This is a genomic window from Mesorhizobium sp. P2_F8 (genome assembly GCF_056403655.1).
Genome location: NZ_JBFUFB010000001.1, coordinates 510,903 through 525,117 on the forward strand (window position 1 = coordinate 510,903; position 14,215 = coordinate 525,117).

Here is a 14,215-nt window from a genome sequence, read left to right on the forward strand (position 1 = left end):
CCGGCAGTGAACGACATCAAGCCCCACCACGACATCCCGTTCATCGGACGCTGGCACTATTCGCGCGCCGAGATGATCGCCGACGGCATCGTCCATGCGGTCGGCATCGTGCTGGCGATCTCGGCGGGTTCGGCGCTGCTGGCGCTGGCGGCGTTTCGCGTCGGGCCGGGCGAATACATCGCCGCTGCCTTCTATGTAGTTTCGCTGCTCACCGTGCTGTCTGTGTCGCTGACCTACAATCTGTGGCCGGTGTCGTCGCCGGCGAAATGGATCTTGCGGCGCTTCGACCACGCCGCGATCTATCTCCTTATCGCCGCGACCTACACGCCTTTCCTGGCTCAGCTCGAAGGCTCGCCGCTGGCGCGCTGGATGATCGTCCTCGTCTGGGCCGCGGCAGCGCTGGGCATCGCCATCAAGGTGTTTTTTCCCGGCCGTTTCGACCGGCTGGCGATCGTCTTCTATCTCGCCATCGGCTGGAGCGGCATCGTCCTGGTAAAGCCGCTTGTCCAGACCCTGCCGACGACGTCGATCGCGCTGATCGTCGCCGGCGGCATCGTCTATTCCTGCGGCGTCATCTTCTTTGCCTGGAAGGGATTGCGCTTCCACAATGCATTGTGGCACGGCTTCGTCGTCACCGGCGCCGGCCTGCATCTGGCCGCCATGGTCGACTGTCTGGTCATCAATCGCCTCTGACACAGACTATCGACGCGGCAATATTGCCAAGCGCCATTCAATTTGGTCACAATTCCGTTTAGAGTCGCGGTCTACGTGATCGGCGGCGGCATCGGAAACGGGGCACGGATGGCTTTTCTCAGATCCTTCGGCATGGGCAGACGCTCTGATGTCCTGATCTACGATCCCCATAAACTGTCGAGCCCGCAGGTCTTTCTGCTGACCATGATGATCTTCCTGGTCATCGTCGCCTTCATCGCCGCCATCCTGACCCGCCAGATCTCGACCGCCTTTGGCAGCAATCCCGGCCTCAACGGCCTGATCGTCGGCGTGCTGGTGGTCGGTATCCTCTTGGCCTTCGCTCAGGTCGGACGGCTGTTTCGCGAAGTGCGCTGGGTGAATTCGTTCCGTGCCGGCTCGGAAACCACCGAACCGGTGCTGCTGGCGCCGATGAAGGCGATGATCGGCCGCTCCTCGGCGACGGCCTTCTCGACCAGTTCAATGCGCACAATGCTCGATTCCATCGCCACGCGCCTCGACGAAAGCCGTGACACCTCGCGCTATCTCGTCGGCCTGCTGGTGTTCCTCGGCCTGCTCGGCACCTTCTGGGGTCTGTTGAACACCATCGCCTCGATCCGTGAGACCATCGAATCGCTCGATCCGGGTACGGGCGATGCCGCCGCGGTGCTCGATTCGCTGAAGCAAGGCCTCTCGGCGCCGCTGGCCGGCATGGGCACGGCCTTCTCGTCCTCGCTGTTCGGCCTGTCCGGCTCGCTGGTGCTCGGCTTCCTCGACCTGCAGGCCGGCCGCGCCCAGACGCGCTTCTACACCGAACTGGAAAACTGGCTGTCCTCGGTCACCGATCTGTCGTCCGACATCGTCGTCTCCGACCAGGCCAAGACCGAATCCTCGGACGAGATCCGGGTCTTGTCGGAAAGGCTGCGCAGCATGCAGGAGAATGGCGGCGGCTCCAATCCGCGCGTCGCCACCGCCATGGCCAATCTCGCCGACGGCATTTCCGGCCTGGTCAAGAACATGCGCTCGGAGCAGCAGATCATGCGCGACTGGGTCGAGGCCCAGTCCGACGAGCAGAAGGCGATGCGCAACACGCTGGAAAAGATTGCCGACGCCCTGAAGAAGCCCGGGGTGCATTGACGTGGCGCTGGCGCGTGGACGGCGCACCGATCGCCGCATCGATTACTGGCCGGGCTTCGTCGACGCGCTGTCGACGCTGCTTCTGGCGATCATGTTCCTGCTCACCGTCTTCGTGCTGGCGCAGTTCCTGCTGGGCCGCGAAATCTCCGGCAAGGACACGGCGCTCTCGCGACTCAATTCGCAGATCAACGAGTTGACCCAGCTTCTGGCGCTGGAGCGCTCGACGGCACAGGACAAGGAAGATTCGCTCGCCAATCTGCAGGCATCGCTGTCGGCGGCGGAAGCGGAAAAGAGCCGGCTCGAACAATTGCTGGCGCAAGGTGCCGGCGCCGGAGACGCCGCCAACCAGCGTGCCGTAGCACTTTCGGGCGAACTCGACAGCCAGCGGCAGATCAGTCAGCAGGCGCTGAGCCAGGTCGAGATCCTCAACCAGCAGATTGCAGCACTGCGCAAGCAGATCGGTGCGCTCGAGGATGCGCTCAACGTCTCCGAAACCCGCGACCGCGATTCCAACACCAAGATTGCCGATCTCGGCCGCCGCCTGAACGTCGCACTGGCGCAGCGCGTGCAGGAATTGAACCGCTACCGCTCCGACTTCTTCGGCCGCTTGCGCGAGATCCTCGCCGACCGCGAGAACATCCGCATCGTCGGCGACCGCTTTGTCTTCCAGTCCGAAGTGCTGTTCCCGACCGGCTCCGAAGTGATCAACGATGCCGGCAAGGTGGAGATGAAGAAACTCGCCGACGCCATCATCGAATTGCAGAAGGAAATCCCGCCCGAGATCAACTGGGTGCTGCGCGTCGACGGCCATACCGACAACAAGCCGCTCTCCGGCACCGGGCGCTACCGCGACAACTGGGAGCTGTCGACGGCGCGTTCGACCTCGGTGGTGAAGTTCCTGATCGAGAACGGCGTGCCGGCCAACCGCCTGGTCGCCGCCGGCTTCGGCGAGTTCCAGCCGCTCGACCCCGCCGACACCGAAGAGGCGCGCAACAAGAACCGGCGTATTGAACTGAAGCTCACCGAACGTTGATCCATCATCACGCGGCATCACGCGAATTTGTTCGCCGGCTCAACTCTAGGGCGTAGAGCAAGGCCGGCAAGGCCTGAAAAGATTATCTTTTTTTAATTACACATCGTCGAATTGCGGTCCTAGCTTCCCCACCTGGGCCGAGAACCGCCGGCGATGAACCCCATCGCGACGCGACGGAACCGGACGGCCCGCAGCCGGAGGGCAGGCGAGACAATCGCCGCCTTCCTCTTCAGGAGGAGAACGCGACGATGCGCTCTTTTTTTCCCAGCACCTCGCTTAGAACTGCAACACTCACGGCGGTCCTCATCGCCGTTCCGCTTGCCGGCGCCTATGCCGCGGGCCATCACAGAGGCGCTCTGGACGCCGGCGATCCGACCGACTTTACGGGGCCGCGCGTCGAAGGCCTCATCCAACAGGTTCAAGGCGTCCGCCAGGGCATAGTCGATGCAAGGCAGGCCAACAACATCACGCCCGCCGTCGCCGAACGCCTGGAAATGCGGACGGTCCGCATCAGTCAGGCGGCCGAGAAGATAGCGGCATCGGATCACGGCAGGATACCGGCCGCGCAATACCATGAGCTGCTGCGCCGTCTCGACAATGTCGACCAGCGTCTGAGGGTCGGCATTGGCAGCGATTTCCTGATGGGCGATGGCTCCGACGGCGGAAACTATCCGAACGGCTGAAAGCTTGAACGCCAAGCTCTAGCACTTCGATCTCGCGCATGATTCCTTTCGAGATCCTGCGCCAGGAAAGGACCACCTGGCGCCCTCGGGGCCCCCTCTCCCGCGGGCGTCCTTTTTCCCTCGGCCCAGGTTGCTACCAGCCCAGGTTCCTGCCAGCCCAGTTTCCTACCAACCAAGCCAGACGGCAATCAGGGCGACCACCGCCGGCAAGGTCTGAATGAACAGGATCTTGCGGCCAACCGTTGCCGCGCCATAGAGGCCGGCAATGGCCACGCACAACAGGAAGAAAACCTTGACCTGAAAACCGGCTGTCCCAAGGTAAAGCCCCCAGATCAGGCCGGCGGCGAGGAAACCGTTGTAAAGACCCTGATTGGCGGCGAGCACCTTCGAGGCGCTGGCGAATTCCGGCTTCAGATTGAACGCCTTGTGCCCGCGCGGCGTGTCCCACAGCACCATTTCGAGATAGACGATGTAGACATGGATCAAGGCCACCAGTCCGACCAGGATGTTGCCGATCATGTTGTTCCCCCTTCATGCGTCGCCGGCAGCATTTCACGCGTGACCTCACCTGTGCAAGATGCATCCGCCGCACAGTGCCGCAGGCTTGCAAACGCTTTTGCGTTGGTATCTTTTCGCGCCGTCCTCAATCACGGAAGCCGCCATGTCCTTTCAGAAACTCGATGATCTCGGTCACAAGCTTGAAGCGCTCGAGCATGCGCTGGCCATCCTCGGCGCCGACGAGGCCACCCACATGGCTGTCGGCGGCGGCGAGAAGCGCGCCGAGGCAATGTCGGCGCTGGCCGGCATGTACCACACCAGGGCAACGGCGCCGGAAATTGCCGACTGGCTCGCCGCGGCCGAACAGGAAGCGTTGAGTGAGGAGCAACGGGCCGCGGTCGCCGAATTGCGGCGGCAGTACACCAACCTGACCTGCCTGCCGGTCGAGTTCGTCGAACGTCAGACCACCGCGCGCATGCGTTGCGAGCAGCTATGGCGCGACCTGCGCGCCAAGAACGACTGGGCGGGCTTCCTGCCGGCGCTGGAGGGCGTGGTGGCGCTGGTGCGCGAAGAGGCGGCGCTGCGTGCCGACGTGCTCGGTCTTGCCCCTTATGACGCGCTCATGGAGCAATACGACCCCGGCAACCGCGCCGCCGACATCACGCCTGTCTTCACCGACCTCAAGGCTTTCCTGAAAGGCTTCGTGCCGGAGGCGCTGGCGATACAGGAAGCGCGGTTGCGCAAGCGCCCGCTGAAGCCGCTTTCGGGCACCTATGCGATCGACCGGCAACGCGAGCTCGGCCTTGCCATGATGACGGCGGTCGGCTTCGACTTGACGCACGGGTCGCTGTCGGTGTCGCACCATCCCTTCTGCGGCGGCGTGCCGAGCGACGTGCGCATCACCACCCGCTACAAGACCTCGGACTTCCTGTCGGCATTGATGGGCGTGCTGCATGAGACCGGCCATGCGCTGTATGAACAGAACCTGCCGAAGGCATGGGCGCACTGGCCGCTCGGCAAGGCACGCGGCATGGCCGTGCATGAAAGCCAGAGCCTGTTCGTCGAAAAGCAGCTCGGCCGCAACCCGGCCTTCTGGCGCTGGGCGCTGCCGGTGGTCGAAAAGCATCTCGGCGAAGCCTGGTCGCTCGACGACATCCTGCCGCATGTGCACCACGTCGAGCGCGGCCTGATCCGTGTCGATGCCGACGAGGTGACCTACCCGCTGCATGTCATCCTGCGCTACGAGCTGGAGCAGGAGCTCGTCTCGGGCAGGCTGGAGGTGGCAGAACTGCCAGAAGCCTGGGATGCCAAGATGCGCGACTATCTCGGTCTCTCCACCATCGACAATCCGGCCGACGGGCCGATGCAGGACGTGCACTGGCCGGGTGCCGCCTTCGGCTACTTCCCGTCCTACACGCTGGGCGCGATGATGGCGGCACAGCAATGGGCGGCGCTGACGCGTGAGCATCCTGCCGCCGATGACGATCTCGCCAAAGGCAATTTCGCGTCAATCAACGCCTGGCGTCGCGAAAAAATCTGGTCGCAGGGGTCTCGCTGGTCGACGCCGGACCTGCTCGAACGCGCCACCGGCGAAAAGCTCGACGCCAGCTATTTCGTCAACCATCTGAAGCAGCGATACGGAGCCGCGTAAGGGCTGTCGGCACATCAGGGGGTTCCGACTACTCCGCCGCGCCCCTGAAGGCGCTGGCGCCGGTTTCGAACTGCAGCTTGGCCAGCCGCGCGTAGATGCCGCCCTTGGCGACGAGGCTCTGATGCGTGCCTTCCTCGACGATGCGGCCGCCATCCATGACCAGGATCCTGTCGGCCTTCAGCACCGTCGCCAGCCGGTGGGCGATGACGATGGTGGTGCGGCCCTGCATCAGCCGTTCCAGCGCCATCTGCACCAGCGTCTCGCTTTCGGCGTCGAGCGCCGAGGTCGCCTCGTCGAGCAGCAGGATCGGCGCGTCGCGCAGGATGGCGCGAGCGATCGCGACCCGTTGGCGCTGGCCGCCGGACAGTGTCACCCCGCGCTCGCCGACCTGGCTGTCATAGCCTTTCTCGAGCTTGAGGATAAATTCGTCGGCGAGCGCATCCTTCGCCGCCGTCTCGATCTGGGCCTCGCTGGCGCCCGGCCGGCCAAAGCCGATATTGTCGCGCGCGCTTGCCGCGAAGATGGTGACATCCTGCGGCACGATGGCGATGCGCTCACGGACCGAGACCGGATCGGCTTCGCGCACATCGACGCCATCGATCAGGATCTTGCCGGTTTCAGGATCGTAGAAGCGCAGGATCAGCGAAAAGACCGTGCTCTTGCCGGCCCCTGATGGACCGACGATCGCCACCGTCTCGCCGGGCATGACCTGAAAGCTCAAGCCGTGCACGGCAGCGCGGTCGGGCCTTGCCGGATAGGAGAAGGAGACGTCATCGAAGGCGATCGCACCCTTGGCAACTGCAGGCAGCGGCTTCGGATCGGCCGGCGCGTGGATTGCCGGCTTCTCGGCCAGGATCTCGGTCAGCCGTTCGGCAGCACCGGCCGCCTGTGCCAGCTCGCCCCAGACCTCGGACAGCGCGCCGAGCGCACCGGCGGCAAACACCGAATAGAGCAGGAACTGGCCGAGCGTGCCTGGCGACAGATTGCCGTCGAGCACGTCGCGCGAGCCGAACCACAGCACCGCCACGACGGACGAGAAGATGGTGAAAATGGCAAAGAAGGTGAGGAAGGAGCGCGCGAAGATCGAGGCGCGCGCCGCCTCGAAAGCGGCTTCCACCGCGCCGGAGAAATGCCCGGTGACGAGCTTTTCATTGGTGAAGGCCTGCAACGTGCGCACCGCGCCGATCTGTTCGCTGGCATAGGCGGTGGCATCGGCAAGCGTATCCTGCGCCTGCCGCGACTTGCGCCGCACCGAGCGGCCGAAGGCGACCAGCGGCAGCACGATGACCGGAATGGCGGCAATAACCAAACCGGACAGTTTCGGGCTGGTGACGACCATCATCCCCAAAGCGCCAAGGCCGAGGATGACGTTGCGCAGCGCCACCGAGGCCGTCGCCCCGACCGCCGACTTGACCTGCGTGGTGTCGGCGGCGAGCCGCGACACGATCTCGCCCGACTGGGCGGTGTCGAAAAAGGACGGCGACAGCGTCGTCACATGGGTAAAGACATCGCGCCTGATATCGGCGACGACGCGCTCGCCGAGCGTGATGACGAAATAATAGCGGCTGGCCGAGGCGGCCGCCAGCACGGCGGCCATCGCCACCAGGGCTGCGAAATATTCGGCGATGAAGATGGTGTTGGCCGACGAGAAACCATGATCGATCATGCGCCGCACGGCCAGCGGCAGCGCCAGCGTCGTTGCCGCGGCGATGACCAGCGAAATGAGCGCGCCGACGACCAGCGTGCGATAATGCGTGATGTACGGGAACAGGCGCCTGAGCGGCTTGAGCGAGCGCCGGCGCTCGTCTGCGCTGCTGGTTTGCGCCATTCCTGCGTTTCCTCTAGCCGCCTCTGGCTATGCGCCTCAATATATGCGCTTGCCGCGGCCTTGTGATTCAATTCCGGCTGATGTATAGGCTCGCCGACCGTTTTAGAAGCCGTGGCTCCTCAATAGCTGCGGCTTCGAGTTTTAAAAAGGGGCGCATCGACGCAGGCTTATGCCCGTCGGCAGCGCCGGCAAGCCAGGAACCGAACCATGAAGACCGACATCCATCCCGATTACCACACCATCAAGGTCGTCATGACCGACGGCACCGAATACATGACCCGTTCGACCTGGGGCAAGGAAGGCGATACGATGAACCTCGATATCGACCCGACGACCCACCCGGCCTGGACCGGCGGCCAGCAGACCCTGCTCGACCGCGGCGGTCGCCTGTCGAAGTTCAAGAAGCGTTTCGAAGGTTTCGGCCTCTAAGCCCGACGACCTTTTTCGCAGATCGAAAAACCCGCCCTTGTGGCGGGTTTTTTTGTTGACCGCATTCGACCTTCCATCGCGTCCTACTCGGCCAACAGTTCCCGCAGCGCCATCCGCTTGTAAGCAACCACCAGTCTGTCGCCCTCTTGCCTGTCGACCGAGATCGCCAGCCGGACGGCGGCCTCGCCCATCTGCCAGACCAGGAACGCCGTGGTTTCCAGCGCCGTCGGATCGACTGCCGGCCGCAGCCGCTTCAGCACCGCGGTGAGGAATTCGGCGTTGGCCCGGCTGTCGGCGAGTTCGAGTTGGCGCAGCGCCTTGTCGGCCTGCGTGCCCGACCAGATGTCGCGCATCACCGGCTCGGCCAGGAACAGCCCGTAGTAGATATCGACCAGCTCCGAAAACGCTTGGCGCAGGCCTTCGGCGTCGCCGACATCGGCGAGTGCCGCCGAGATGCACGCCTGGCTTTCGGCGGTGTAGCGCTCGGCCAGCGCCCAGACGATCGCCCGCTTGTCCGGAAAGAACTGGTAGAGCGAGCCGATCGACACCCCTGCCCGTTCCGCCACTTCGCCCATGCGCATGGCGTCGCTGCCTTGCTCGGCAATCAGCGCCGAGGCGGCGGCGAGCATGCGTTCGACCCGCTCGCGGCTGCGCTGCTGGCTCGGCGCCCGGCGCGGCGAAGCAATCTGCTCCTGTGACGAAACCGGCGCGGCCGTGTCTTCCATGGTTATCTCCAATGCCAACAAAATCGCTTGACTCGCAAAATACGAGGGTTTATCACGTTTTGCAAATGTGAGGATTACTCATGTTTTGAAACAGAGGAAAACAGCTATGAACAACACGACAACAAAACCCATCCTGATCCTCGGCGGCACCGGCAAGACCGGCCGCCGCCTTGCCGAGCGGTTGACGGCGCAAGGCGTGCCGGTGCGCATCGGATCGCGCTCGGGCACCCCGCGCTTCGACTGGGAGGTCCCCGCGACCTGGGGCCCGGCAATGCAAGGCGTCAGCGCCGTCTACATCAGCTACTATCCCGATCTGGCCGTGCCGGGTGCCGCCGAGGTGATCGGCGCCTTCGCCAGGCTTGCCGTACAAAACGGCATCACCCGGCTGGTGCTGCTGTCCGGGCGTGGCGAGGTGGAAGCCCAGCGTTCCGAAGAGATGCTGAAGGCCTCTGGCGCCGACTGGACGATCCTACGCTGCGCCTGGTTCTCGCAGAACTTCAGCGAAGGCTTCCTTGTCGAGTCCTTGGCTGAGGGCGAAGTGGCTTTGCCGGTCGGCAATGTCGGCGAGCCGTTCGTCGATGCCGATGACATCGCCGACGTCGCCTTTGCCGTGCTGACTGAGGCAGGGCATGCCGGCCAGCTCTATGAACTGACCGGGCCGCGGCTGCTGAGCTTCGCCGACGCCGTCGCCGAGATTGGCAAGGCCGCCGGGCGCGATATCCGCTTTGTCAGGATTTCGCATGAAGAATTCACCGCCGCCGTGGCCGCGCACGACCTGCCGCCCGAATTCGCCTGGCTGCTCAACGAGCTGTTCACCGAAGTGCTTGACGGCCGCAACGAGACGCTGGCCGACGGCGTCCAGCGCGTGCTTGGCCGTGCACCGAAAGACTTCTCCGTCTACGCAACCGAAACCGCCGCTAGCCGAATCTGGAGCAACTGACATGATCACGAAACTTCTTCCCACCCTTACCATCATTGCCGCAATCGGCTCGGGGGTCGTCGGCGGCGTGTTTTTCGCCTTTTCCAATTTCGTCATGGCGGCGCTTGCTCGACTGCCCGTCCCCAGCGGCATCGCGGCGATGAATTCGATCAACGTCACGGTGATCACCCCGACCTTCATGACGGCGCTTTTCGGTACTGGCCTGCTCTGTCTGGTGCTTATCGCCGCCGCCATCATGGGCTGGAGCCAGTCCGGCTCGTACTGGTTGCTTGCCGGCGCGGTGATCTACCTGATCGGCAATCCGATCGTGACCATGATCTTCAACGTGCCGCTCAACGATGCGCTCGCCGCCGTCGACCCGGCCAGCAGCAACGGCGCCGCTGTGTGGGCGAACCATCTGAGCCAATGGGTGATGTGGAACCATGTCCGCACCATCACCGCCATCATGGCGATGGCCTGCTTCATTCTCTCGTTGCTCTAAGCAACTCCAGGAAAAGTGCGTAACCGTCCGGATTTGCGTCGAGACAAAGAGAGAAGCGTTCTGCGAAATGCAAAAGATCCTGCTCAGGCGGGGTCTTCTTGCGTATGACCCTTGCGGTCGGAATGGCCGAGATCGCGATCTGGGTCGATGACATCACGGACCAGTTGCTTGAGCTTGGCCGCTTCCGGAAAGCCGCCGTCGCGCTTGCGGTCCCAGACCAGCGTATCATTGCAGGAAATGGTGAAGATGCCGCCGGTGCCGGGCACCAGCGTCACTTCGCCCAGATCGGTGCCGAAGGTCGACAACAGCTCCTGCGCCATCCAGCCGGCACGCAGCAGCCACTGGCACTTCGTGCAATAGGTGATGCGGATGGCGGGAAGCTGAGCTTCGCTCATGTCTCTGGCTGAGCTCCGCTCATGCCGCGCTGAGCTTGGCCATGGTCTCGTCGTCGACTTCGAAGTTGGCGTAGACGCTTTGAACGTCATCGTCATCCTCGAGCGTGGCGACCAGCTTCATCAGCGACTGTGCCCGATCCTCGTCGACCGGAACGCTGTTCTGCGGCTTCCAGATCGGCTTCACCGATTCAGCTTCACCGAGCGAGGCTTCCAGCGCCTTCGACACTTCGCCGAGATTCTCGAAAGCGCAGTAGATCGTGTGGCCTTCCTCATCGGATTCCACGTCGTCGGCGCCGGCTTCAATCGCCGCGTCCATCACCTTATCAGCGCTGCCAGCCGATGCCGGATAATAGATCTCGCCGGCACGATCCCACATGAACGACACCGAACCGGTTTCGCCCATCGCCCCGCCGGCCTTGGTGAAGGCGGCGCGCACGTTCGAGGCCGAACGGTTGCGGTTGTCGGTCAGCGCTTCGACGATGACCGCGACGCCGCCGGGTCCATAGCCCTCATAGCGCACGGCTTCGTAGTTTTCGGCATCCCCCATCGAGGCCTTGTTGATGGCGCGCTGGATGTTGTCCTTCGGCATCGACACCGCCTTGGCGTTCTGTACGGCCAGGCGCAGGCGCGGGTTCATCGATGGATCGGGCGTCCCGCTCTTGGCGGCAACGGTGATTTCGCGCGCCAGCTTGGAAAACATTTTCGACCGCACCGCATCCTGGCGGCCCTTGCGGTGCATGATGTTCTTGAACTGTGAATGGCCAGCCATGGCACCCCTGTCGTCTTCTCGGCTAGAGCATCCCGAAGCGAGGTGATCTCACCTCGTCTTCTGCAAAATGCTCGAATTCAAAATTTCAGAGCGTCCCAGGTGCAACTCGTGGAAGCACGGCGTTCTCTGTCGGAATGGCCGGCTTATAGATAAATCGGCTCAATTCGTCCAGCCGCGAGGCCGCTGCAATCGCTCACGCCTCCAGGTCGGACTTCAGCCGGTCGATGATGCTGATCGCAGGGCTGGCATACTGGATGATCCAGCGATCCTACGCGACAGCGACAAATTCCAAGGTCTCGTGGCGCGGCTATGCTCTTGCCAACCTCAATGCCCCTCGCCGGACTTCGCTTTTCTCCGTCGCCGCGCCAGCATGTTGAGCCCTTCGACCAGGGCCGAAAAACCCATCGCCGCGTAGATGTAACCCTTGGGCACATGGTAGCCCATGCCGTCGGCGATCAGCGTCATGCCGATCATCAGCAGGAAGCCCAGCGCCAACATGACGATGCTCGGGTTCTTGGCGATGAAATTTGCCAGCGGTCCGGCCGCCAGCATCATCACGCTGACCGCGACGATCACGGCAATGTACATGATGGCGATTTCGTCGGTCATGCCGACGGCGGTGATGATCGAATCTATGGAGAAGACGAGGTCGAGCAGCAGGATCTGGAAGATCGCGCCGGCGAGGCTGATCTGCAGGGTCTCACCCAGCATCGTGTCCCGGTGATCGTCGGGATCGACCGTGTGATGGATCTCCTTGGTCGCCTTCCAAACAAGGAACAGGCCGCCGGCAATCAGGATCAGGTCGCGCCAGGAAAACCCGTGACCGAAGGCGGTGAACACCGGCGTCGTCAGCTGGACGATGATCGAAATCGTGGCCAGCAGCACCAGCCGCATGATCAGCGCCGCCGAGATGCCGAGCCGGCGGGCGCGCGCCCTTTGCGCTTCCGGCAGCTTGTTGGTCAGGATCGAGATGAAGATCAGATTGTCGATGCCGAGCACGATCTCCAGCACCACCAGCGTCAGCAGCGCGACCCAGGCCGTTGGATCGGAGACAAAGTGAAAATGCGGCGCCAGGAATTCGATGAGCTGCATGGAGGTCGTCCCCTCTACGATCTAGAGCAGTGTCGCCGGCAATTAGGTACTGCTTGCGTCCATATCAATGTCGCGACCAGAAGGACGGTGCGGTTTCCTCCAGCCGCGGGCCGCGACGAAACGGCGCGATCCTCTCGGTAAGCCCCGTGCGGTCGGAAATATCGACGCCGACGCCGCACAATGTCGCCGGTCCGGTTGCTGCCTCGAAACGCCCTTTCGGCACTTTCGACAGGAACCGGTTGAGCGGTTCCTCCTTGTCCATGCCGAGCGAGGAATCGTAGTCGCCACACATGCCGGCGTCGGAAATGTAACCCGTGCCGCCATTGAGGATCTGGTGATCGCCGGTCGGCTGGTGCGTGTGGGTGCCGACGACGAGACTGGCGCGGCCATCGACGAAATGCGCAAAGCACATCTTTTCCGAAGTCGCCTCGGCATGGAAGTCGATGATCACGGCATCCGCCTGCTCGCCGAGCGGACAGGCGGCCAGTTCGCGCTCACCGGCCTGGAACGGATCGTCGAGTTCGGGGTGCATGAACACCCGGCCCATGATGTTGGCGACCAGCACGCGCGCACCGCTCCTGGCGATGTAGACGCCGGAGCCGCGTCCGGGCGTGCCCTTGGGGAAATTGGAGGGGCGCAGAAAGCGCTCTTCGCGCGGCGCGAAGGCCAGCGCGTCGCGCTGGTCCCAGACATGGTTGCCGGTGGTGACAACATCGGCGCCCGCCGCGATCGTTTCGCGAAAGATCTCTTCGGTGATGCCAAAGCCGCCGGCGGCATTCTCGCCGTTGACGATGACGAAATCGAGTTTGAAATCGGAGATCAGTCCCGGCAGTTGTTCCCACACTGCCGTGCGTCCCGTTTTTCCAACCATGTCGCCGAGGAAGAGAAGTCTCATATGATCCCGCACCGAATGTCAGCGAAGCAAAAGCTGCATGACGTCTGTGAAAAGATCATGCGTCCATTGCGCTTGTCTACAATTTTGGCGCGAAGCGGCGCAACCCACTCTCCGTGAGTATTTCCGGGATGACGACGTCGTGGTCCTCATCTGGCACCAGCCCCACCTCCTGGCAGTCGAAGGCGATGCCGATCAATCTGGGCGGCAGCCCCTTGTCGACCAGCTTGGCGATGGCGCGGTCGTAGTAGCCGGCACCATAGCCGATGCGATGGCCGCGCGCGTCGAAAGCGGCGAGCGGCACCAGCATCACCGTGGGGTCGAGCACCTCGGCCTCCTCATGCGGGCCGACAGTGCCGAAACCCATCTCGACCATCGGCGCGCCGCGCACCAATTCGCGAAAGACGATGGTGGTCTTGTCGAGGATCGCCGGCAGGCAAAGCCTGGCTCCCTTCTCGCGCAAGGCGAACATCAGCGGCCGGACGTCGACTTCCGAGCGCATCGGCCAGAAGCCGGAGACGATCTGACCCGGCTCGACAGCGAGGTGATCGCGCGCCGTCTCGGCCATTTCGAGGGCGATCTCCACTCGCCAGAATTCATCGAGCGCGTCGCGGCGCCCGAGTGCCTCGAGCCGAAGCTGCTTTTTCAGGTGTTTTGAGGATGTCATGTGCAGACGATAGAAAAGGTCAGATTTCGGTGGAGCTTTAGGAGCGACGTTTTCTACCGCATCATCCACCGAAAGACATGGATGCGTTGCGAAAAGTGACGATCCACACAACCGGTGGAGAGAGCGATCCCGGGAACCTACAAAGTAGGTGGGCGCCGTGTGAGAAAACCCACGGGTCTTCCCAGGGACAGCTCCCTAAGGATCGTTAAGGCCCCGGGGAAAATGTTCTCCTGCCGGGAAGCACAGACCGTCCCGACCAATATAGGCTGCTGGTCGGCTAAGCGCCAGAGAGATGACATTCTTTC

Annotated in this window: 16 protein-coding genes and 1 other RNA gene; 8 read left to right on the forward strand and 9 right to left on the reverse strand. The window is 63.2% G+C overall.

Annotation, left to right across the window (positions count from 1 at the left end; translation table 11 throughout):
• The first annotated feature begins 6 nt into the window (after positions 1-6).
• From trhA to AC1DZP_RS02480, 4 genes are all read left to right on the forward strand, one after another.
• Positions 7-693 carry a PAQR family membrane homeostasis protein TrhA gene (gene trhA, locus AC1DZP_RS02465; RefSeq protein ID WP_095084238.1) on the forward strand — a complete coding sequence of 229 codons (687 nt, stop codon included), beginning with the start codon at positions 7-9 and terminating at the stop codon, positions 691-693.
• A 108-nt stretch (positions 694-801) separates the two neighbouring features.
• Positions 802-1,827 (forward strand): MotA/TolQ/ExbB proton channel family protein, encoded by a 1,026-nt coding sequence (locus AC1DZP_RS02470; protein WP_095084237.1) that lies wholly within the window; start codon positions 802-804, stop codon positions 1,825-1,827.
• A gap of 1 nt (position 1,828) precedes the next feature.
• Positions 1,829-2,860, forward strand: coding sequence for a peptidoglycan -binding protein (locus AC1DZP_RS02475; RefSeq protein ID WP_095084236.1), 1,032 nt, complete (start codon positions 1,829-1,831; stop codon positions 2,858-2,860).
• Between the two features lie 248 nt (positions 2,861-3,108).
• Entirely contained in the window at positions 3,109-3,543 is a 435-nt protein-coding gene (locus AC1DZP_RS02480; protein WP_477284851.1) for a hypothetical protein, read from the forward strand.
• A gap of 165 nt (positions 3,544-3,708) precedes the next feature.
• Here AC1DZP_RS02480 and AC1DZP_RS02485 read toward each other — a convergent pair whose 3' ends face one another.
• Positions 3,709-4,062, reverse strand: a complete 354-nt coding sequence (locus AC1DZP_RS02485) for a DUF1304 domain-containing protein (RefSeq protein ID WP_477300019.1) — start codon at positions 4,060-4,062, stop codon at positions 3,709-3,711.
• Positions 4,063-4,204: 142 nt separating this feature from the next.
• Here AC1DZP_RS02485 and AC1DZP_RS02490 point away from each other — a divergent pair, with 142 nt between their 5' ends.
• Positions 4,205-5,692 carry a carboxypeptidase M32 gene (locus tag AC1DZP_RS02490; protein WP_477300020.1) on the forward strand — a complete coding sequence of 496 codons (1,488 nt, stop codon included), beginning with the start codon at positions 4,205-4,207 and terminating at the stop codon, positions 5,690-5,692.
• A gap of 28 nt (positions 5,693-5,720) precedes the next feature.
• On the opposite strand, the gene AC1DZP_RS02495 is transcribed toward AC1DZP_RS02490, so the two are convergent.
• Positions 5,721-7,520 (reverse strand): ABC transporter transmembrane domain-containing protein, encoded by a 1,800-nt coding sequence (locus AC1DZP_RS02495; protein WP_477300021.1) that lies wholly within the window; start codon positions 7,518-7,520, stop codon positions 5,721-5,723.
• A 207-nt stretch (positions 7,521-7,727) separates the two neighbouring features.
• On the opposite strand from AC1DZP_RS02495, the gene rpmE reads away from it, so the two are divergent.
• Positions 7,728-7,949 (forward strand): 50S ribosomal protein L31, encoded by a 222-nt coding sequence (rpmE, locus tag AC1DZP_RS02500; RefSeq protein ID WP_006327661.1) that lies wholly within the window; start codon positions 7,728-7,730, stop codon positions 7,947-7,949.
• 83 nt (positions 7,950-8,032) lie between these two features.
• On the opposite strand, the gene AC1DZP_RS02505 is transcribed toward rpmE, so the two are convergent.
• Positions 8,033-8,674 (reverse strand): TetR family transcriptional regulator, encoded by a 642-nt coding sequence (locus tag AC1DZP_RS02505; RefSeq protein ID WP_457154516.1) that lies wholly within the window; start codon positions 8,672-8,674, stop codon positions 8,033-8,035.
• Positions 8,675-8,780: 106 nt separating this feature from the next.
• Between AC1DZP_RS02505 and AC1DZP_RS02510 the strand changes: the two genes are divergently transcribed.
• Entirely contained in the window at positions 8,781-9,614 is an 834-nt protein-coding gene (locus tag AC1DZP_RS02510; protein ID WP_457154517.1) for a Rossmann-fold NAD(P)-binding domain-containing protein, read from the forward strand.
• Position 9,615: 1 nt separating this feature from the next.
• The gene (locus tag AC1DZP_RS02515; protein ID WP_457154518.1) at positions 9,616-10,095 is read left to right on the forward strand and encodes an anthrone oxygenase family protein; all 480 of its coding nucleotides are present in this window, start codon (positions 9,616-9,618) and stop codon (positions 10,093-10,095) included.
• A gap of 83 nt (positions 10,096-10,178) precedes the next feature.
• Here the strand turns inward: AC1DZP_RS02515 and AC1DZP_RS02520 are convergent, their stop codons facing one another.
• The 6 genes from AC1DZP_RS02520 to ssrS form a co-directional block, all read right to left on the reverse strand.
• Positions 10,179-10,490 carry an Rdx family protein gene (locus AC1DZP_RS02520; RefSeq protein WP_477300022.1) on the reverse strand — a complete coding sequence of 104 codons (312 nt, stop codon included), beginning with the start codon at positions 10,488-10,490 and terminating at the stop codon, positions 10,179-10,181.
• A gap of 19 nt (positions 10,491-10,509) precedes the next feature.
• Positions 10,510-11,259 (reverse strand): YebC/PmpR family DNA-binding transcriptional regulator, encoded by a 750-nt coding sequence (locus tag AC1DZP_RS02525; protein ID WP_184872386.1) that lies wholly within the window; start codon positions 11,257-11,259, stop codon positions 10,510-10,512.
• 324 nt (positions 11,260-11,583) lie between these two features.
• Positions 11,584-12,351 carry a TerC family protein gene (locus tag AC1DZP_RS02530; RefSeq protein WP_457155215.1) on the reverse strand — a complete coding sequence of 256 codons (768 nt, stop codon included), beginning with the start codon at positions 12,349-12,351 and terminating at the stop codon, positions 11,584-11,586.
• Between the two features lie 64 nt (positions 12,352-12,415).
• Positions 12,416-13,246, reverse strand: coding sequence for a TIGR00282 family metallophosphoesterase (locus AC1DZP_RS02535; protein WP_477227671.1), 831 nt, complete (start codon positions 13,244-13,246; stop codon positions 12,416-12,418).
• A gap of 76 nt (positions 13,247-13,322) precedes the next feature.
• Positions 13,323-13,910: a 5-formyltetrahydrofolate cyclo-ligase gene (locus tag AC1DZP_RS02540; protein ID WP_477227670.1), complete on the reverse strand. Its 588-nt coding sequence runs from the start codon at positions 13,908-13,910 to the stop codon at positions 13,323-13,325.
• A gap of 96 nt (positions 13,911-14,006) precedes the next feature.
• Positions 14,007-14,162, reverse strand: a non-coding RNA gene (gene ssrS / locus AC1DZP_RS02545) — 6S RNA.
• Positions 14,163-14,215 lie beyond the last annotated feature (53 nt).

What these genes read in the sequence shown, in the direction of transcription:
- AC1DZP_RS02470 (WP_095084237.1), top strand. Translation starts at nt 802, where the DNA reads ATGGCTTTTCTCAGATCCTTCGGCATGGGCAGACGCTCTGATGTCCTG.
- AC1DZP_RS02480 (WP_477284851.1), top strand. Translation starts at nt 3,109, where the DNA reads ATGCGCTCTTTTTTTCCCAGCACCTCGCTTAGAACTGCAACACTCACG.
- AC1DZP_RS02485 (WP_477300019.1), bottom strand. Translation starts at nt 4,062, where the DNA reads ATGATCGGCAACATCCTGGTCGGACTGGTGGCCTTGATCCATGTCTAC.
- AC1DZP_RS02490 (WP_477300020.1), top strand. Translation starts at nt 4,205, where the DNA reads ATGTCCTTTCAGAAACTCGATGATCTCGGTCACAAGCTTGAAGCGCTC.
- AC1DZP_RS02495 (WP_477300021.1), bottom strand. Translation starts at nt 7,520, where the DNA reads ATGGCGCAAACCAGCAGCGCAGACGAGCGCCGGCGCTCGCTCAAGCCG.
- rpmE (WP_006327661.1), top strand. Translation starts at nt 7,728, where the DNA reads ATGAAGACCGACATCCATCCCGATTACCACACCATCAAGGTCGTCATG.
- AC1DZP_RS02505 (WP_457154516.1), bottom strand. Translation starts at nt 8,674, where the DNA reads ATGGAAGACACGGCCGCGCCGGTTTCGTCACAGGAGCAGATTGCTTCG.
- AC1DZP_RS02510 (WP_457154517.1), top strand. Translation starts at nt 8,781, where the DNA reads ATGAACAACACGACAACAAAACCCATCCTGATCCTCGGCGGCACCGGC.
- AC1DZP_RS02515 (WP_457154518.1), top strand. Translation starts at nt 9,616, where the DNA reads ATGATCACGAAACTTCTTCCCACCCTTACCATCATTGCCGCAATCGGC.
- AC1DZP_RS02520 (WP_477300022.1), bottom strand. Translation starts at nt 10,490, where the DNA reads ATGAGCGAAGCTCAGCTTCCCGCCATCCGCATCACCTATTGCACGAAG.
- AC1DZP_RS02525 (WP_184872386.1), bottom strand. Translation starts at nt 11,259, where the DNA reads ATGGCTGGCCATTCACAGTTCAAGAACATCATGCACCGCAAGGGCCGC.
- AC1DZP_RS02530 (WP_457155215.1), bottom strand. Translation starts at nt 12,351, where the DNA reads ATGCAGCTCATCGAATTCCTGGCGCCGCATTTTCACTTTGTCTCCGAT.
- AC1DZP_RS02535 (WP_477227671.1), bottom strand. Translation starts at nt 13,246, where the DNA reads ATGAGACTTCTCTTCCTCGGCGACATGGTTGGAAAAACGGGACGCACG.
- AC1DZP_RS02540 (WP_477227670.1), bottom strand. Translation starts at nt 13,910, where the DNA reads ATGACATCCTCAAAACACCTGAAAAAGCAGCTTCGGCTCGAGGCACTC.